This is a genomic window from Streptomyces lichenis (assembly GCF_023218175.1).
GTDB classification, from domain to species: domain Bacteria; phylum Actinomycetota; class Actinomycetes; order Streptomycetales; family Streptomycetaceae; genus Streptomyces; species Streptomyces lichenis.
The window spans coordinates 138645-157657 of the sequence record NZ_JALPTH010000008.1; the positions used below are offsets into that span (position 1 = coordinate 138645).

General features: G+C 73.3%; 12 protein-coding genes, 1 tRNA gene and 1 pseudogene. 1 reads left to right on the forward strand and 13 read right to left on the reverse strand.

The window, feature by feature from the left end:
- The first annotated feature begins 323 nt into the window (after window positions 1–323).
- Window positions 324–932, forward strand: a complete 609-nt coding sequence (locus M1O15_RS11125) for a phosphohydrolase (protein ID WP_248633382.1) — start codon at window positions 324–326, stop codon at window positions 930–932.
- On the opposite strand, the gene M1O15_RS11130 is transcribed toward M1O15_RS11125, so the two are convergent.
- The 13 genes and pseudogenes from M1O15_RS11130 to M1O15_RS11190 all read right to left on the reverse strand — a co-directional run bounded on the left by M1O15_RS11130 (window position 914) and on the right by M1O15_RS11190 (window position 18976).
- Window positions 914–1276 (reverse strand): NUDIX domain-containing protein, encoded by a 363-nt coding sequence (locus M1O15_RS11130; RefSeq protein WP_248633384.1) that lies wholly within the window; start codon window positions 1274–1276, stop codon window positions 914–916. The genes M1O15_RS11125 and M1O15_RS11130 overlap by 19 nt on opposite strands.
- Window positions 1263–1421, reverse strand: a pseudogene (locus M1O15_RS11135) (XRE family transcriptional regulator); the annotation flags it as partial. The pseudogene M1O15_RS11135 and the gene M1O15_RS11130, both read right to left, overlap by 14 nt.
- 168 nt (window positions 1422–1589) lie before the next feature.
- Window positions 1590–1663 (reverse strand) — tRNA-Thr (locus M1O15_RS11140).
- Between the two features lie 105 nt (window positions 1664–1768).
- Window positions 1769–3316 carry an alpha/beta hydrolase gene (locus tag M1O15_RS11145; protein WP_248633385.1) on the reverse strand — a complete coding sequence of 516 codons (1548 nt, stop codon included), beginning with the start codon at window positions 3314–3316 and terminating at the stop codon, window positions 1769–1771.
- Between the two features lie 152 nt (window positions 3317–3468).
- Entirely contained in the window at window positions 3469–4674 is a 1206-nt protein-coding gene (locus M1O15_RS11150) for a DNA polymerase III subunit delta' (protein ID WP_248633387.1), read from the reverse strand.
- Between the two features lie 135 nt (window positions 4675–4809).
- On the reverse strand, window positions 4810–8325 hold the full coding sequence (gene tmk / locus M1O15_RS11155; protein WP_248633388.1) for a dTMP kinase: 3516 nt from the start codon (window positions 8323–8325) through the stop codon (window positions 4810–4812).
- A gap of 272 nt (window positions 8326–8597) precedes the next feature.
- Window positions 8598–11462, reverse strand: coding sequence for a type I DNA topoisomerase (topA, locus tag M1O15_RS11160; RefSeq protein WP_248633389.1), 2865 nt, complete (start codon window positions 11460–11462; stop codon window positions 8598–8600).
- A 565-nt stretch (window positions 11463–12027) separates the two neighbouring features.
- Entirely contained in the window at window positions 12028–12225 is a 198-nt protein-coding gene (locus tag M1O15_RS11165; protein WP_248633390.1) for a hypothetical protein, read from the reverse strand.
- A gap of 167 nt (window positions 12226–12392) precedes the next feature.
- Window positions 12393–13946 carry a DUF7059 domain-containing protein gene (locus M1O15_RS11170; RefSeq protein ID WP_372499453.1) on the reverse strand — a complete coding sequence of 518 codons (1554 nt, stop codon included), beginning with the start codon at window positions 13944–13946 and terminating at the stop codon, window positions 12393–12395.
- 257 nt (window positions 13947–14203) lie between these two features.
- Window positions 14204–14905, reverse strand: coding sequence for a small secreted protein (locus M1O15_RS11175; RefSeq protein WP_248633392.1), 702 nt, complete (start codon window positions 14903–14905; stop codon window positions 14204–14206).
- A gap of 157 nt (window positions 14906–15062) precedes the next feature.
- Window positions 15063–17489 carry a sodium-translocating pyrophosphatase gene (locus M1O15_RS11180; protein ID WP_248633393.1) on the reverse strand — a complete coding sequence of 809 codons (2427 nt, stop codon included), beginning with the start codon at window positions 17487–17489 and terminating at the stop codon, window positions 15063–15065.
- A 282-nt stretch (window positions 17490–17771) separates the two neighbouring features.
- A complete protein-coding gene (locus tag M1O15_RS11185) occupies window positions 17772–18278 on the reverse strand; it encodes an ATP-binding protein (protein WP_248633395.1) in 507 nt (168 codons plus the stop codon).
- A 344-nt stretch (window positions 18279–18622) separates the two neighbouring features.
- Complete coding sequence (locus M1O15_RS11190; RefSeq protein ID WP_003967428.1) at window positions 18623–18976, reverse strand: STAS domain-containing protein; 354 nt, start codon at window positions 18974–18976, stop codon at window positions 18623–18625.
- Window positions 18977–19013: the final 37 nt, after the last annotated feature.

The window sequence follows — 19013 nt, forward strand, 5'->3', positions numbered from 1 at the left end:
CCAGCGGCGCTGGCCGCGGTCCGCCAGGCGCTACACACATTCGGCTGTGGTTGCGCGAGGCTTACCCGCGCACGTCCCAAGCATGGACTGCTGAACCGTGAGATGAGCCAGCGCGGCAGCCAAGGCTGAGTTGAGCGGCTGCCTCCTCGCCGTTGGTCGCACTTGTTGGGGGTCCCACAACGGGCGGCCGAAGTGGCTGGGGTAGTGGAAAAGGAAGGAGAGCCTGTAGGGGGCACCCCTCCGGTCACGCGTCGAGGCAGACGAAGATGAGAGCGGCGAGTCGGGGCGCAGGCGGAAAACGTACGCGGTTGTCATCCAATGCGGTGGCTTGGGCCGACCGCGCCCTGGGCAGAGAGCCAGACCTGGGCGATCACGTCGGGCACTGGGCGACGCACATCACGAGGGCCGAACTCAGCAGCACACTTCCACGGAGGTGGGCGCCTACACAGGGAGTTGCCCACCGCACCGCCGAAGTAAGCCAGGTCCTCAACCAAGACGGCAGCCCTCTCGTCGCCGCCGCCACGCTGCACGACATCGGGTATGCGCCTCGCCTGGCGGTGACGGGGTTCCATCCGCTGGACGGAGCCCGGTTCCTTCGGGACGAGCACAGGGCCGACCAGCGGCTGGTGCGGTTGGTCGCGAACCAATCGTTTGCGCTTCTTGAGGCCGAGGAGTGCGGGCTACAAGAGGAGCTCGCGACGGAGTTCCCCGTGCTGAACGATCCCCTGCTGGTGGACTCCCTCGTGTACTGCGACATGACGACCACGCCCGACGGCGACCGAACCACCGCGCAGGACCGGGTCGCAGAGATCAGCAGCCGCTACGGGGACAACAGCGTGGTCGGGCGGTTCATCCGCCGGGCGGCTCCGGAGATCTTTGCCTCCGTGGAGCGGGTGGAAGCTGCTTTGGCGGCTCAGCCGAGGCAGGGGTAGGTGCCGGCGAGGTAGTCCCCGATCTGCTGGCGCATGCTCGGGTGGATGTCGTACTGGTCGAAGTCGGCCGGCTGGACGACGATGTAGTTCGGGTTGGTGTAGACGCCGAGAAACTCCGTGAGCTCCGCGATGATCCCGGTCTCCTCCAAGCACTTGCGCACCGCGCACTCGGCTGCGGTCTCGCCGATGCCCTGGGCTCCGCCGGGCAGGGCCCACTGGCCGGTGCCGCGGCGCCGCTGGAGGAGGATGGCGCCCGTCTCGTCGGCGACGAGCAGGTTGCTGGCCGGGATGAGGGTGTCCGCCTTCGGGGCAGAGGGGTCGTTGCAGTACTCAGTCCTGCCCATGGCCGGCGGTCCTCTCCTGGTCGGGTGCCCATTGCCTCGCGGCGGCCCAGACAGCGTCGAAGCTTTCAGCGTAGTTGTCGAACCACCCTGTATCGCCTGCCCTCTTGAGGTGCAGGAGGGGGTTGGCGCTGGCCGGTCGGCCCCAAGGCCGCTAAGAAGGCCACCGTCGCAAGCCCAAGAAGTAGGTCCCCGAGCGGTTCCGCTCACGCATCGCTCACGCAAGCAAAGTCCCGGCACCCAGGCCGTGTGACCCACCATGCCCCGAGCAACAGAAAACCCCAGGTCACGGGCTATGTGACCTGGGGTTCTTCTGAGCCGCCTTCGGGATTCGAACCCGAGACCTACGCATTACGAGTGCGTTGCTCTGGCCAACTGAGCTAAGGCGGCATGCCGCGCGGACCGCGTTGCGGCGCAGCAGCCTGGCCAAGTTTACACACGTCCGGAGGGTGGTCCGTACGCCCTCCGGACGGGGTGGCCGGGTGGTGAGGGGGGTCAGGTGCAGCGCTTGCCGGGGGTGGGGGCGGTGCCGTCGAGGAGGTAGGTGTTGATCGCGGTGTCGATGCAGTCGCTGCCGCGGCCGTAGGCGGTGTGGCCGTCGCCGTCGTAGGTGAGCAGGGTGCCGGAAGAGAGCTGGGAGGCGAGGGAGCGGGCCCACTTGTAGGGGGTCGCGGGGTCGCGGGTGGTGCCGACCACGACGATCGGGGGCGCGCCCTCCGCGGTGATGCGGTGGGGGGAGCCGGTGGCCTTGACGGGCCAGTAGGCGCAGCTCAGTGAGGCCCAGGCCAGGCCCTTGCCGAAGACCGGGGAGGCCTTCTCGAAGGAGGGCGCGGCCTTGGCGACAGCCTCGGTGGTGCGGTACGCGGGGGGCTGGTCGAGGCAGTTCACGGCGGCGTTGGCGTACATCAGGTTGGAGTAGGAGCCGTCCGCGTCGCGCTCGTAGTAGGAGTCGGCGAGGCCGAGCAGGGCGGCGCCGTCGCCGCGCATGGCCTGGGCGAGGGCGTCGCGGAGCCGGGGCCAGGCGCCCTCGTCGTACATGGCGGCCAGCACACCGGTGGTGGCGAGGGCCTCGCCGAGCGGGCGGGCCTCGCCGGTGGCGACGGGGCGGCGGTCGAGTTCGGCGAAGAAGGTCTTGAGGCGGGTGGCGGCCTGGGCGGGCGTGCCGGTGCCGAGGGGGCAGTCGGGGCGGGCCACGCAGTCCGCGGCGAAGGCCCGGAAGGCGGTCTCGAAGCCGGCGGTCTGGTCGCGGTTGAGCTCGGCGGTGGGGAGTGAGGGGTCCATCGCGCCGTCGAGGACGAGCCGGCCCGCCCGGTCGGGGAACAGCTCGGCGTAGGTCGCGCCGAGGAAGGTGCCGTAGGAGGCGCCCACGTAGTTCAGCCGGCGGTCGCCGAGGACTCCGCGCAGGATGTCCATGTCCCGGGCGGTCTCGACGGTGGAGACATGGGGGAGGACACGGGCGGAGCGGGTCTTGCAGCCCGCGGCGAAGTCCTTGAAGGCGGTGGTGAGGCGGTCGGTCTCGCGGGGGTCGTCCGGGGTCTGGTCGACCTGGGTGTACGCGTCCATCTGCGGCCCGGTGAGGCACTGCACCGGTTCACTGCGGGCGACCCCGCGGGGGTCGACGGCCACCATGTCGTAGCGGGCCCGCACCGGGGCGGGGTAGCCGATCCCCGCGTACTGCTGGAGGTAGCCGACCGCCGAACCGCCCGGCCCGCCGGGGTTGACCAGCAGCGAGCCGAGCCGCTTGCCGGGGCCGGTGGCCTTGACCCGGGAGACCGCCAGTTTGATCTGCTCGCCGCCCGGGTCGGCGTAGTCGAGCGGCGCCCGCAGGGTGGCGCACTCGAAGCCGGGCACTCCGCAGGCCCGCCAGGAGAGCCGCTGGCCGTAGTAGGGCTGCAGCTCCTTCGCCGAGGGCGACGAGGCGGAGGAGCCGGACGCGGCGGCGGACGCCATGGAGGACGCCCCTCCGTCCGTGCATCCGGAGACGAGGAGTCCGAGGGTCGCGAGCGCGACGGCGGACGGCTGGAGGAGACGCCTGGGGTCCATCCCCGGAGCGTATCCGTGTCTTGTTGGTTTGTTCCTCTTCGTACTCGTTCGGGTGAGTGGTGGGGCTATTGTCCGTTTATGGGATGAGAGAGGGGTGGGATGCCTGGGGAGGGGGCCGGGGGGGGGAGGGGCGGCTCGCGGGGGCGGGGGCGTCAGCCGGCGCGTAGGGCCATGGTCATCGCCTCCACCGCGAGCAGGGGGACCACGTTCCGGTCGAGGGCGTCCCGGCAGGCGAGGATGGCCTCGATCCGGCGGAGGGTCTGCTCGGGGGCGGAGTCCCGGGCGGTCCGGTCGATGGCGTCGTGCAGGTCGTTGTTGGCGAGGGCGCCGCGCGTACCGAACTGGAGGGTGAGCACGTCGCGGTAGAAGCCGGTCAGGTCGCTGAGCGCGAGGTCGAGGCTGTCGCGCTGGGTACGGGCCTTGCGGCGCTTCTGCTTCTCCTCCAGCTCCTTCATCACGCCGGCCGTGCCGCGCGGCATCCGGCCGCCCTGGGCCGCGCCGAGGGCCGCCTTCAGCTCCTCGGTCTCCTTGGCGTCGACCTCCTCGGCGGCCTGCTGGGCGTCCTCGGCCGCCGCGTCGACCAGTTCCTGGGCCGCCCTGAGCGCCGCCCCGACGTCCGCCACCCGCAGCGGCAGCTTCAGCACGGTGGCCCGGCGGGCGCGGGCCCGCTCGTCGGTGGCCAGCTTGCGGGCCCGGCCGATGTGCCCCTGGGTGGCGCGGGCCGCGAAGTGCGCCGCCTCCGGCTCCACGCCGTCCCGCCGGACCAGCATGTCCGCGACCGCGTCCACGGACGGGGTGCGCAGGGTGAGCGCCCGGCAGCGGGACCGGATGGTCGGCAGTACGTCCTCGATGGACGGGGCGCACAGGAGCCAGACCGTGCGCGGGGCCGGCTCCTCCACCGCCTTCAGCACCGCGTTGGCCGACTTCTCGTTCAGCCGCTCGGCGTCCTCGACCAGGATGATCTGCCAGCGCCCGTTGGCCGGCGAGGTGAACGACTTGCGGACGGTGTCCCGCATGGCGTCGACCAGGATCTGCGAGCCGACCGCCGCCACCGTGCTGACGTCGGCGTGGGTGCCGACCACCGCCGTGTGGCAGCCCTCACAGAAGCCGCAGCCCGGCTCCCCGCCGAGCGCCCGGTCGGGGCTGACGCACTGCAGCGCCGCGGCGAACGCCCGGGCCGCGGTGGTCCGCCCGGCGCCCGGCGGCCCGGTGAACAGCCAGGCGTGCGTCATCTTCGACGCCTCGGGCGGCTCCTCGCCCCGGGACTCGGCGGTGACGAGCGCGTCGGCGTCGCGCGCGGCAGCGCCGAGCTGGGCCCGGACGTGGTCCTGGCCGATCAGGTCGTCCCATACGGTCACGGGTCACCGCCTCGCGGAATGATGGTGGATGGCGGCTTCCATTGTGCGGGAGGGGTCTGACAGCGGGGGACGACCGGGATCGAGGGCGGGGGATGACGAAGGGACCGGGCTCGGCGGGCGACCAAAGGGCTGGGCTCAGCGGGCGCGGCCGCCGTGGCCGTTGTCCTCGTCCTCGGCGTGCGGGCCGAGCAGCTCGTCGGCGAGGGTCGGAAGGTCGTCCAGCGGGGTCTCCTCGGCCCAGTCCGAGCGCCGCCGCGGCCGTCCCTGCTCGTCCAGTTGGGGAAGCTCACGGGTGCGCTCGTTGCCGGCGGGGTCGGGGGAGCCCGGACGGCCACCGGCCCCCGTACCGCTGGAGGGTCGGGCGGGGGAGCCCGATGCGCCACGGGCGCCCTTGCGGGCGGGGCCTGTACCACCGGTGGCGGAGGGCGCGTCCTTGCGGGTGGCACCCGGGCCGCCGGTGCCGGGGGGCGGGTCCTTGCGGAAGAAGTCCTGGGGGACCCGGTCGGCCGGGTCGCCGCCGGACGGCTCCCCGCCCGGCCCGCGGCGCGGCTCCTCCCGGCGTACCGGAGCCGGAGGCACCGGGGGCAGCACCGCGGTCTCGTCCACGTCCCGGGCATCCGCGCCCCTGGCGGCCCAGCGGCCCCGCTCGTCGCGTACCCGCGGCAGCTTGGCGGTCTCGTCCACGGCGCCATGGCCGGTCGGCTCGTCACGGACCGGGCGGAGGATCGCCGTGTCGTCGTCGGAGGCCGCAGAAGTGCCGGTGTCGCGGATGGGGCGCAGGAGGGTCGTATCGTCGTCGGCGCGCTGCTCGCCCGAGGGCGGGGCGGGGTCGTCCTCGTCCTTGCGGAGGCTGTACGGGGGGACCGGCACCTCCTGGGTGACCTCGTTCGGCCGGACGACCGGCGTGGGCACCGTCAGCTCGGCGGCGGACGCCTCGGCCTCCTCCGCCTCACGGCGGCGCCGCTCCTCCTCCACCGCCCGGGCCTCGGCCTCCTCGGCCTCCCGGCGGCGGGCCTCGGCCGCTGCCTGGCGGCGGGCTTCGGCCTCCGCCTCGCGGCGGGCCTCCTCGGCGCGGAGCAGCGCCTCCTCGGCCTTGCGCTGCTTCTCCAGGCGGCGCTCCTCGGCCTCGGCCCGCAGCCGCTCCTGCTCCTCCTTGAGGGCGCGCAGCCGCTCCTGCTCCTCCAGCCGGGCCTTCTCCTCGGCCTCCAGCCGGCGGCGCTCCTCCTCGGCGAGCCGGCGGGCCTCCTCCGCCTGGCGGGCGGCCTCGGCCTCGGCGCGCCGACGGGCCTCTTCCTCCTCGCGCCGCTTGCGCTCGGCCTCGCGGCGGCGGGCCTCTTCCTCCTCGCGGCGCTTGCGCTCCTCCTCCTCGGCGCGCAGCTTCGCCAGCTGCTCCTGGCGCTCCCGCTCCAGCCGCTCCTCCTCGGCCTTGCGGGCGGCCTCCTCCTCGGCCTTGCGGCGGGCTTCCTCCTCCGCCTTGCGCCGGGCCTCCGCGATGGCCTCCTTCTCGGCCTCGGAGAGCGGAAGCATCCGGTCCAGCCGGTGGCGGACCACGGTGGTGACGGACTCCGGCTCCTGGCCGGCGTCCACCACCAGATAGCGGCCGGGGTCGGCGGCGGCCAGGGTCAGGAAGCCGGAGCGCACCCGGCGGTGGAACTCGGCCGGCTCCGACTCCAGCCGGTCCGGCGCCTCGGTGAACCGCTCGCGGGCGGTCTCCGGGGAGACGTCCAGCAGGACCGTGAGGTGCGGGACCAGGCCGCCGGTGGCCCAGCGGGAGATACGGGCGATCTCGGTCGGCGACAGATCGCGGCCGGCGCCCTGGTAGGCGACGGAGGAGTCGATGTACCGGTCGGAGATGACGATCGCGCCGCGCTCCAGGGCCGGGCGGACCAGGGAGTCCACGTGCTCGGCGCGGTCGGCGGCGTACAGCAGGGCCTCGGCGCGGTGCGAGAGGCCGGCGGAGGAGACGTCCAGCAGGATCGAGCGGAGCCGCTTGCCGATGGGCGTGGCGCCCGGCTCGCGGGTGACCACCACCTCGTGGCCCTTGCCCCGGATCCACTCGGCCAGCGCCTCGACCTGGGTGGACTTGCCCGCGCCGTCGCCGCCCTCCAAGGCGATGAAGAAGCCGGTCGTGGCCGTGGCCTGGACCGGGTCGGCGCCGCGCAGGGCGTCCCGCAGGTCGTGCCGCAGCGGTACGCCGGAACGGTCGTCGGTCTTGGCCAGCAGGAGCGCCGCCAGCGGCAGCAGCAGCGCGCCGACCAGCATCAGGGTGAACCCGGCCCCGCCGTGCGCGAAGACGAAGTCGCCGTTCGCCAGCCGGTGCGGCCCGATCGCGGCGGCCAGCAGCGGGGCGGCGATCGCGCCGAGGGCGACGGCCACCCGGACCACCGCCTGGAGGTGCTCGGTCAGCCGCGGACGGCGGAAGTCCTCGGTCTCCTGGTCCAGCAGGGTGTGCCCGGTGTTGGCGGCCACCCCGGCCGCGAACCCGGCGCCCAAGGCCAGGAACAGCACCGTCGCCAGGTCCGGCACCAGGCCCATGGCCAGCAGCGCCACCCCGGTGGCGGCGAGCGCCAGGGCCAGCAGCCGGCGGCGGGACAGCGCCGGGACGATCGTGGGGGCGCGGCGGATGCCCAGCCCCGTACCGCCGGTCAGGGCGAGCACCAGCAGGGCGTAGGCGACCGGACCGCCGCCGAGGTCGCCGCCGTGCAGCGCGGCGACGGCCGCCGCGGCGGCGATGGCACCGGCCACCGCGCCGCAGGCCAGGACGAGCAGGGGTATGGCCCCGGTGCGCCCGCGGTCGGCCCCGCCGCCCGACGACGGGCGGCGCAGCCCCTCCAGCGGGGAGCGCGGCCGGGGCGTCGGGGTGCCGGGGAGCTGGAGGAAGTAGAGGACGGAGACCGAGGCCGCGAAGAGCCCGGCCGCCACATACGAGCCCAGGGCCGCCTGGTGGCTGGTGAACCACTCGACGCCGGTGCCCAGCAGATTGCCGATCAGGGTGGCGAGCAGCAGGGCGAGGGCCGCGCCGGGTACCACCGCGAAGCCGGTGCGCAGCGACAGCCGGCGCAGGGCGTCCAGATGGTCGGGCAGCGGGCGCACCGCGGCGCCCTCCAGCGGCGGGGCGGGCAGCAGCGCCGGGGCGGCGCTCTCCCGGGCGACCGTCCACACCCGCTCGGCGGCGCCGGCGACGAAGACGGTGGCCAGGAGGTAGACCATCGCGGTGTCGCCGACCCAGTCGGTCCACAGCGGGGCGATGATCAGCAGCGCGACGCGCAGTCCGTCCGCGCCGACCATGGTCCAGCGCCGGTCGAGCGGTCCGCCGGGCGCGGTGAAGGTCGTCAGCGGGCCGAGCAGCACCGCGCCGAACAGCACGGTGGCGACCACCCGGGCCCCGAAGACGGCCGCCACGGCGAAGGCGGCGCCCCGGTAGCCGCCGCCGAAGGTGCCCGCGGCCGCGGTCGCCTGGAGCGCCAGCAGGACCAGGACGAGCATGGCGAGGGCGTCGCCGATGCCGCCGACGAGCTGCGCGCTCCACAACCGCCGGATCGGCGGGGTGCGCAACAGGGCCCGTACGGCTCGCTCGCGGGAGTCCGCGGCGAGTGCGGCGTCGGAGTCTGAGGTGGGGCTCAAGACCGTTGGCTGCTCGGCTCGCGTCATCCCATCAGCCTATCCGGGACGGCTGACAGCCAGTCCTCTCCATCCGCATCGTTCGAACGAACGGCCGGGGAGCCGCCCGGGGAGCCATCCTCGGCAGGACCTACGGGGCGGTACTCGGGCCCCGCGCCTCCGGAGCCGGCCGACGCGGAAGGGGCGGTACGCGGAGGCCGTACGCCGAAGCAGCCGGCGGTACGCGGAAGGGGCGGCCCCGTTTCCGGAGCCGCCCCTTCCGCGCGTACGAGACTCCGCGCGTACGAGACGCGGACCGGCCGTCAGTCCTCCGAGGAGGCCGCCTTCGCCGCGGCGGTCCTCGCGGTGGCGGTCTTCTTCGCCGCCGTGGTCTTCTTCGCCGTCGTCGTCTTCTTGGCGGCGGTCTTCTTGGTCGCGGCGGTCTTGGCCGCCGTGGCCGTCTTCTTGGCGGGCGCCTTCTTGGCCGGCGCCTTCTTCGCCGCCTTCTTGGCGGTCTTCTTCGCGGGGCCCTTGGCCCGCTTCTCCGCCAGCAGCTCGAAGCCGCGCTCGGGCGTCAGCGTCTCCACGCTGTCGCCGGTCCGCAGGGTGGCGTTGGTCTCGCCGTCGGTGACGTACGGGCCGAAGCGGCCGTCCTTGACCACCACCGGCTTCTCGCTGACCGGGTCGTTGCCCAGCTCCTTCAGCGGCGGCTTGGCGGCGGCCCGGCCGCGCTGCTTGGGCTGGGCGTAGATCGCCAGGGCCTCGTCCAGGGTGATAGTGAAGAGCTGGCTCTCCTCGGTCAGGGACCGGGAGTCGGTGCCCTTCTTGAGGTACGGGCCGTAGCGGCCGTTCTGCGCGGTGATCTCCACACCCTCGGCGTCGGTGCCGACGACTCGCGGCAGCGACATCAGCCGCAGCGCGTCGTCCAGGGTCACCGTGTCCAGGGACATCGACTTGAAGAGCGAGGCGGTGCGCGGCTTGACGGCGTTCTTGCCGGTCTTCGGGGTGCCCTCGGGCAGGATCTCGGTGACGTACGGGCCGTAGCGGCCGTCCTTGGCGACGATCTGGTGGCCGCTGACCGGGTCGGTGCCCAGCTCGAAGTCGCCGCTCGGCTTGGCGAGCAGCTCCTCCGCGTAGGCGACGGTCAGCTCGTCGGGCGCCAGGTCGTCCGGGACGTCGGCGCGCTGGTGGCCCTCGGAGTCCTTCTCACCGCGCTCGACATACGGGCCGTAGCGGCCGACCCGCAGCATGATGCCCTCGCCGACCGGGAAGGACGAGATCTCCCGGGCGTCGATCGCGCCCAGGTCGGTCACCAGCTCCTTCAGCCCGCCGAGGTGGTCGCCGTCGCCGTTCCCGGCGTCCGCGGCCGCGGCCCCGGCGACCGTCGCGGCGCCCTCGCCGAAGTAGAACCGCTTCAGCCACGGCACCGCCTGCGCCTCACCGCGGGCGATGCGGTCGAGGTCGTCCTCCATCCGGGCCGTGAAGTCGTAGTCGACGAGCCGGCCGAAGTGCTTCTCCAGCAGGTTGACCACGGCGAAGGAGAGGAAGGACGGGACCAGCGCGGTGCCCTTCTTGAAGACGTAGCCGCGCTCCAGGATGGTGCCGAGGATCGAGGCGTACGTAGAGGGGCGGCCGATCTCGCGCTCCTCCAGCTCCTTGACCAGCGAGGCCTCGGTGTAGCGGGCCGGCGGCTTGGTGGCGTGGCCGTCCACGGTGATCTGCTCGGCCGACAGCGGGTCGCCCTCGGCGACCTGCGGCAGCCGGCGCTCGCGGTCGTCCAGCTCCGCGTTGGGGTCGTCGGCCCCCTCCACGTACGCCTTCATGAAGCCGTGGAAGGTGATCGTCTTGCCGGAGGCGCTGAACTCGGCGTCCCGGCCGTCCGCGGCCCGGCCGCCGATCCGCACGGTGACCGAGTTGCCGACCGCGTCCTTCATCTGGGAGGCGACGGTCCGCTTCCAGATCAGCTCGTAGAGCCGGAACTGGTCGCCGGTCAGCCCGGTCTGGGCCGGGGTGCGGAAGCGGTCGCCGGACGGGCGGATCGCCTCGTGCGCCTCCTGCGCGTTCTTGACCTTGCCGGCGTAGACGCGCGGCGCGGAGGGCAGGTAGTCGGCCCCGTACAGCTGGGTGACCTGCGCGCGGGCGGCGGCGACCGCGGTGTCGGACAGCACCGTGGAGTCCGTACGCATATAGGTGATGAAGCCGTTCTCGTACAGCTTCTGCGCGATCTGCATGGTCGCCTTCGCCCCGAAGCCGAGCTTGCGGCTCGCCTCCTGCTGGAGCGTGGTGGTGCGGAACGGCGCGTACGGGGAGCGGCGGTACGGCTTGGACTCGACCGAGCGCACCGAGAAGGAGGTGTCGGCGAGCGCGGCGGCCAGCGCGCGGGCGTTCGCCTCGTCCAGGTGCAGCACCTGGTCGGACTTGAGCCGGCCGTCCGAGCCGAAGTCGCGGCCCTGGGCGATTCGCCGGCCGTCGACCGAGGCGAGGCGGGCGGTGAGGGTCGCCGGGTCGGTCGGGTCACCGGCGCGGCCGGTGCCAAAAGTGCCGGTGAGGTCCCAGTACTCGGCGGAGCGGAACGCGATGCGCTCGCGCTCCCGCTCGACCACCAGCCGGGTGGCGACGGACTGCACCCGGCCGGCCGACAGCCGGGGCATGACCTTCTTCCAGAGCACCGGCGAGACCTCGTAGCCGTAGAGGCGGTCGAGGATGCGGCGGGTCTCCTGGGCGTCGACCATCCGCTTGTTCAGCTCGCGCGGGTTGGCGACGGCGGCCTGGATCGCGTCCTTGGTGATCTCGTGGAAGACCATCCGGTGGACCGGGACCTTGGGCTTGAGGACCTCCAGCAGATGCCAGGCGATCGCCTCGCCCTCGCGGTCCTCATCGGTGGCGAGGAAGAGCTCGTCGGACTCGGCCAGCTGCTCCTTGAGCTTGCGGACCTGGGCCTTCTTGTCGGAGTTGACGACATACACGGGCTGGAAGTCGTGCTCGACGTCCACCCCGAGCCGCCGAACCTCCCCGGTGTACTTCTCGGGCACCTCGGCGGCGCCGTTCGGGAGGTCGCGGATGTGTCCGACGCTCGCTTCGACGACATAGCCGGGCCCGAGGTAGCCCTTGATCGTCTTCGCCTTGGCAGGCGACTCGACGATGACGAGTCGGCGGCCGCCGTTCGCGGTCTCGCTGGTCGGGGACAACTTCGCTCTTCTCTCCGGTCGACACTCTGGGGCACGTGCGGCGCGGTGCGGTCACCTCACCGCGCTGCTGGCCGCACGGCTGCGGCGCTGTGCGGTGGCGCCGCCGCGTACGGCTCCGTGCGGTGGCGCCGCCCGCGTACGGCTCGTGCTGTGCGCGGGCACTGCCGTCGGCTCACGGTGGTCAAGCCGTACGCCGACGCGGCTGTCGCTGCGGAGTGTGACGGTACAACCCGCCCCCGTGTCAAACGGCGAAAGCCCGCAACGGCCACTCGAACGGTAACCCGACTCCGGGCATTCCTGCCGCCCGGACTCCCTTCTCGTCACCTTCCGACCGGCCTCGGGTCGTCCTCGGATCGCCTTCAGGCCGTCTCCGGGCCGCGGATCCGATCGTTCCGGTCACCTCGGGCCGGTGGCTCGGGTAGTGTCCCCGGTCCGTCTGCCATCCGGTCCGACGGGAGCCGGTGGGAGCTGCCGCAAGCGGGGCCGGGCGCGGGCCGGCGGGGGGCTGTGAGTGCTGGGCGGGGTGTACGGGGTGGTGGGGCGAAGGCGAGGGTGGCGGTCGCGGTCAGATCCGGCCGAAGCACCAGACGCCGAGGATCATGAAGGCCGCGCCGAGACTGGCCGCGAAGGTGGCGGCGGCGGCCGGCCGCACCCCGTAGACGACCGGGGCGCGGTGCAGCACCCGGGTACCCGTCCACAGCAGCAGACCCATCCCGAACAGGCTGAACGCCGTGCCGGCGAAGATGGCCGGTCCGCTCTCCATGCCGTACCCCGTTCCTCGATGACCCTAGGGTTGCCCCGAGGGCGAGGCTGACACCCCAGGGCGTCGAGGGCGCGAATTGCGCGTGAACGGCACGGGGGTCCCGGCCGGACTTCACCCGCCCGGCGCCGGGGACCCGGAGCCCTGGGCCCCGGAGGCCTGCGGCCCGGTCAGGGCGCGGGCGTGGTCGCGGCCGGTTCCAGGAAGCCCTCCTCCACCAGCAGCCGGATCGCCTGCGGGGTGCGGTCGCGGAGCAGCACCGGGTCCTCGCCCATCAGCTGGGCGATCGCGTCCAGGATGCGGCCCGCGCTCAGTGTCCCGTCGCACACGCCCGCGAAGCCCGCGCCCACCGCGTCCACCCTGGTGGCGCGCCGCATACCGCGGTTCTGGCGGAGCAGTACGTGCTCCGGGTCCTCCGCGCCGGGCAGCCCGACCTGCTCCTGCACCACCTCGGGGGCCAGCACGAAGTGGTCGCCGAGCAGGGCGGCGTCGTCCTGGGTGCGCAGATAGTCCTGGCGGGCGAAGTGCGCCCGCACCGCCTCGCCGAGCGGCTGCTCCACCGGGTGCGGCCACTCCTCGATGGTGATCGAGGGCTGCTCGACGGCGGCCGCGCTCCGGCGCAGGGTGATCCACCCGAAGCCGACGGCCCTGGTCCCGCGCGCCTCGAACTCGTCCAGCCACTCCTCGTACCGCGCGGTGTACCGCTCCGGATCGCCCTGGTGGTCCCCGGCGTCCCGCAGCCACAGCTCGGCGTACTGCGTCACGTCCTGCACCTCGCGCTGGACGATCCAGGCGTCGCAGCCGCGCGGCACCCAGGAGCGCAGCCGCTCCTGCCAGTCCTCGCCCGCCACATGCTGCCAGTTGGCCAGGAAGTGGGCGTATCCCCCTTCGTTGAGCCGGTCGCCGGCCTGCTGGACCAGGGTCCGGCACAGCTCGTCGCCGCCCATGCCGCCGTCCCGGTAGGTGAGCCGGGCGCCGGGCGAGATCACGAACGGCGGGTTGGACACGATCAGGTCGTACGTCTCGGACTCCACCGGCTCGAAAAGGGAGCCGCTGCGCAGCTCGGCCTCGGGGGCGCCGGAGAGCGCGAGGGTGAGCCGGGTGAAGGCCAGCGCCCGGGGGTTCAGATCGGTGGCCGTGACCCGGGTGGCGTGCTGGGCGGCGTGCAGGGCCTGGATGCCGGAGCCGGCGCCCAGGTCGAGCGCGGAGCCGACCGGCGTACGGACGGTGATGCCGGCGAGTGTGGTGGAGGCCCCGCCGACACCGAGCACCACGCCCTCGTCGCGACCGCTCGCCCCGCCGGCGCCGCCCACCGCGCAGCCGAGGTCGGAGACGACGAACCAGTCCTGGCCCTCCGGACCGCCATAGGGGCGGATGTCCACGGCGGCCCGGATCCCGTCGCCCTCCTCGCGGAGCCAGCCGTCGGCGAGCGCCTCGTCCAGCGGCAGCACGGCCGCGGCGCGGGCCCGGCCGACCGGCCGCTGGAGCAGGAAGAGCCGCACCAGCGCGGCCAGCGGGCCGTCCTCCCGGGTGGCGCGGAGGGCCGGGACCGTCTCGCTGCGGGCCAGCGCGGCGTACGCGGACGCGCCGAGCAGCTCCAGCAGCCCGTCGGCGGTGAAGCCCGCCGCGAGCAGGGCCTCGCGGAGCCGGGCGGCGTGGTCGGGCACCGGCAGACCGGCGGCGGGGCTCTCGGCGGAAGGACTCGTCGTACTCACGGGATTCATTGTGACCGCAGCCACTGACAATCCGCCCGGCCCCCTCCTCCGCGCGACGGTCCCTCCTCCTCCGCGCGACGGCCTCATCCCGTACGACGGCGCTCATGCCGTACAGCGGCGGCTCATGCCGTACGGCGGCACGCTCATCCCGTAGGACGGCATGCGAACGCCCCGGCACCCGGCGGCAGAAGCCGTCGGGTGCCGGGGCAAGGGCGTCCCGGGGGCGGAGCGGGCCGGGGCCTACCCGGGCCGGGCGGCGGCGCCGCCTACTCCTTGTCGGCGCCGTCCTTGTCAGCCTTGTCCGCGTCCTTCGAGGCGGAGGGCGCGGCGGACGGGCTCGTGGAAGCGTCCTTGGACGAGTCCCCGTCGGGCGAGGCCGACCCGCCCGGCTTGGCGGACTGCGGGGTGGGGGCGATGGAGGCCTTGGCCTTCTGGCAGCCGGGCTGCTTGGCCATCGCCTGGCCCAGCCGGCCGGACTGGAGCTTGGACAGGGCGTCCTGGTCCATCTTCTCGATCTTCTGCAGACCGGCGGCGACCGACTGGAGGCCGTCCGCGAACCGCTGCTGGTTCTTCGGGTCCAGCGCGTCCACCTGCTTCTTCAGGCCGTCGTACGCGGTCGCGGTGGCGTTGAGCTCCTTCACCGCGTCCTGCTGGACCGTGTCACCCTGGTCGACGGGCGGGACTCCGGCGGCCTCGATGCCCTTGGCCAGCGAGCGGTTGGCGTCGGCGATGTCCTGGAAGGCCTTCGAGTCGGCGGTCTGCACGTCGGCGGGCTTGCCGTCGGCGGCCGTGGAGATGATGGCCTGCTGGGCGTTGGCGCGCTTCTGGATTTGCGGCTGGGCGGTGTCGCACACCTTCTGCGCCCAGGCGTTCACCTTCCCGTCGCCGTTGTCCTCGTCGCTGCAGCCCGCCAGCGTGAGCACCAGTACCGCACCGCCGGACAGCGCGGCCACAAGCTTCTTGTTCACCGGATTGGTCCCTTCGAAGGCTCTCGGCCCGGGAACTTACACGCCGGATGGGCGGCACTCGGCGGCACATGACCCTTCCGTACGCCTTTCCCACCATTTGCACCAAGGGAGAGAAGCCTCACGGCCCGCCCCGCGCTGCCACCGGGCCGTGGCGGCGTCACCGGGCCACCGCACCGGAGTCGTCCACGGCCACCGAGCGCCGCTTGGAGACCCACACCGCGGCGACGATCACGGCCAGCGCGAGGGCCGCGACCACCGCCCGGACGACCGGGCTGGCGTCATCCCCGTAGGCGTACCGTACGACAGCCGGGGCGATCAGCAGCGCGACCAGGTTCATCACCTTCAGCAGCGGGTTGATCGCCGGGCCCGCGGTGTCCTTGAACGGATCGCCGACGGTGTCCCCGATCACGGTGGCCGCGTGCGCCTCGCTGCCCTTGCCGCCGTGGTGGCCGTCCTCGACCAGCTTCTTCGCGTTGTCCCAGGCGCCCCCGGAGTTGGCCAGGAAGACCGCCATCAGGGTGCCCGCGCCGATCGCGCCCGCGAGGTACGCGCCCAGCGCGCCGACGCCGAGCGCGAAGCCGACCGCGATCGGCGCCATCACGGCGAGCAGGCCGGGGGTGGCCAGTTCGCGCAGGGCGTCCCGGGTGCAGATGTCGACGACCCGTCCGTACTCCGGCTTCTCGCTGAAGTCCATGATCCCGGGCCGCTCCCGGAACTGCCGGCGCACCTCGAAGACCACCGAGCCGGCCGACCGCGAGACCGCGTTGATGGCCAGTCCGGAGAAGAGGAAGACGACCGCCGCGCCGAGGATCAGCCCGACCAGGTTGTTGGGCTGGGAGATGTCCATGGAGAGCGTCAGCCGGTCCGCCCGGGACACCACGTCCGTGCCGACGTCGGCCACGGCGGTGGCGATGGCGTCGCGGTACGAGCCGAAGAGGGCGGCGGCGGCCAGGACGGCGGTGGCGATGGCGATGCCCTTGGTGATCGCCTTGGTGGTGTTGCCGACGGCGTCCAGGTCGGTGAGCACCTGGGCGCCCGGCCCCGCCACGTCACCGGACATCTCGGCGATGCCCTGGGCGTTGTCGGAGACCGGCCCGAAGGTGTCCATGGCGACGATGACGCCGACCGTGGTCAGCAGCCCCGTCCCGGCCAGTGCCACGGCGAAGAGGGCCAGGACGATCGACGAACCGCCGATCAGGAACGCCCCGTACACCGACAGCGCGATCAGCAGCGCCGTGTAGACGGCCGATTCGAGCCCCAGCGAGACGCCCGCGAGGACGACCGTGGCGGGGCCGGTGAGCGAGGAGCGGCCGACGTCCCGGACCGGGCGGCGGCTGGTCTCGGTGAAGTAGCCGGTCAGCCGCTGGATCAGGGCGGCGAGCGCGATGCCGATGGCCACCGAGACCAGGGCCAGCACCCTCGGGTCGCCGTCGTGGCGGCGGACCGCGCCCTCGGTCACCCCGGCCAGCTCGGCGTAGGAGCCGGGCAGATAGACGAAGGCGGCCACCGCCACCAGGGCGAGCGAGACCACCGCGGAGACGGCGAAGCCGCGGTCGATCGCGGACATCGCGCCCCGGGCCCGGCCCCGTCCGGACCGCCTCGGGGTGACGGCGAGGATGCCGATCACCGCCGTCACCACCCCGATCGCGGGCACCATCAGCGGGAACGCCAGCCCGTGGTCGCCGAACGCCGCCGAGCCGAGGATCAGCGCCGCCACCAGTGTCACGGCGTACGACTCGAAGAGGTCGGCGGCCATGCCCGCGCAGTCCCCGACGTTGTCGCCCACGTTGTCGGCGATGGTGGCGGCGTTGCGGGGGTCGTCCTCCGGAATGCCCTGCTCCACCTTGCCGACCAGGTCGGCGCCGACATCGGCGGCCTTGGTGAAGATCCCGCCGCCCACCCGCATGAACATGGCGATCAGGGCGGCGCCGAGGCCGAAGCCCTCCAGCACCTTGGGCGCGTCGGCGGCGTAGACCAGGACCACACAGGCCGCGCCGAGCAGTCCGAGGCCCACGGTGCACATCCCGACCGCGCCGCCGGTACGGAAGGCGATCCGGGTCGCCCGGTGCGCGGCGGTGGCGGGGTCGCCGGGCCCCGCCTCGCGCGCGGCGGCCGCCACCCGTACGTTGCTGCGCACCGCCAGCCGCATCCCGAGGTACCCGGTGGTCGCCGAGAACAACGCGCCGACCAGGAAGAACAGCGAGCGCCCGGCCCGCTGCGGCCAGTCGTCCGCGGGGAGCAGCAGAAGCAGGAAGAACACGGCGGCGGCGAAGACGGCGAGGGTACGGAGCTGGCGGGCGAGATAGGCGTTGGCGCCCTCCTGCACGGCCTCCGCGATCCGCCGCATGGCCTCGGTGCCGGTGCCCGCCGCCAGCACCTGCCGGGCGAAGAACCAGGCGACGAGCAGTGCGGCCAGGGCGACGGCACCGACGACGATCACGATCAGCCGGTTGCCCTCGGTCAGCACCGCCGCGGCGAGCGGTACGGGGAAGTCGGCGACCGGGACATCCCCAGCGGTGAAGTCAGCGGCGGTGAAGTCTGCGGCGGCGAACTGGGCGACGGACGGTGTGGACGGCCCCGCCATGCGTCCTCCTCCTCGACGTCGGAAACGATCACGACGTCGGAGGCGAGCACGGCGCATGACGGACGTGACGGATCAGAACAGGACTGACCGCCGATGACCGTTCCGTACGACCTTCCGGCCGTTAATTCACCCGGAAGCGCCAAGACGGGGCGGCGGCCAGGATACGGAGACCCTGCCGCCACGCACGAAAGCGGCACCCCGATGAAGGGTGCCGCTGGATACCGCTTCGGATACCCGCGCCCGGAAGCCCGCTTCGGACACCGCGCCGGGAAGCCGGGTGGCTCAGAGCACCGGGCCCGCTGCGCCGCCCATCCCGGCCGCCCCCGCCGCGCCAGGGACTCCCGCGCCCGGGCTGGCCGGCCAGGTCATCCGGATCACGCCTCCGCTCTCACCGGCGGAGACCTCCACGTCGTCCACCAGTCCGCTGATCACGGCAAGACCCATCTCGTCCCGGCCCTCGGCGTCGTCGAAGCCGGTGTCCGGGGCGACCGTACGGGTCCCGGGCACCCCGGCGGCATCAGCGGCCGCGACGCCCGCGCCCGGCACCCCGTCGCCGACCTCGATGGAGAAGGTCTTCTCCTCCTCGGTGAGAACCACCCGTACGGGTTCCGTCACCTGGTTGCTGCGGTGCAGTCCGACCGCGCGCGAGCAGGCCTCGCCGACGGCGAGACGGACCTCGTCGAGCACGGCTTCGTCGACCCCTGCCCGGCGCGCCACCGCGGCCGCGACCAGACGGGCGGTCCTGACGTGTTCCGGTTGAGCGCTGAAGCGGAGTTCAACGGTGGCCATACGGTCCCCCTCGGGCGTGCGAGTGTGCGTCTCAGCGGACCGGACTGGATGTCCGGTACCCCTGCCCATTCCCAGAATCCCGGCCGGTCGTGCAGCGACGCGGCTGCTCCGGCTCCGGCCGCCCCCACGAAATCGTTTCCCCAGGCAGCGTACGAGCCCCGGCCTGGGCACGACCGGGCCGCGTCGGGCCGCGTACGACCGCACCGGCCCGCGCCCGGAACGAGGACATCGGTACGAGCGGCACGTGCCGCCGCCGGTGCCTGTCCGGTCGCACCCGGAACGGACGCCGGGACCGGCCTGGGCCGCAAACCCGGCCCGGACCGGTCCCGCCGAGCCGCAGAGGATCAGTCCGTCGCCGCGACCGCTTCGTCGACCGTGGTGTGGATCGGGAAGACCTTGGTCAGACCGGTGATCCGGAAGATCTTGAGAATGCGCTCCTGGTTGCAGACCAGACGCAGCGAGCCCTCATGCGCGCGCACGCGCTTCAGGCCGCCCACCAGTACGCCGAGACCGGTCGAGTCGAGGAAGTCCACGCCCTCCATGTCGACAACCAGGTGGTAGCTGCCGTCATTCACCAACTCGACCAACTGCTCGCGCAGCTTCGGCGCGGTATACACATCAATCTCGCCACCGACCTCGACGACCGTACGGTCGCCACCAGGGCCGGACACATTGCGAGTCGACAGGGACAGGTCCACGAGTCCTCCAGCACCTTGCTATCGAGCGGTCGGCCCC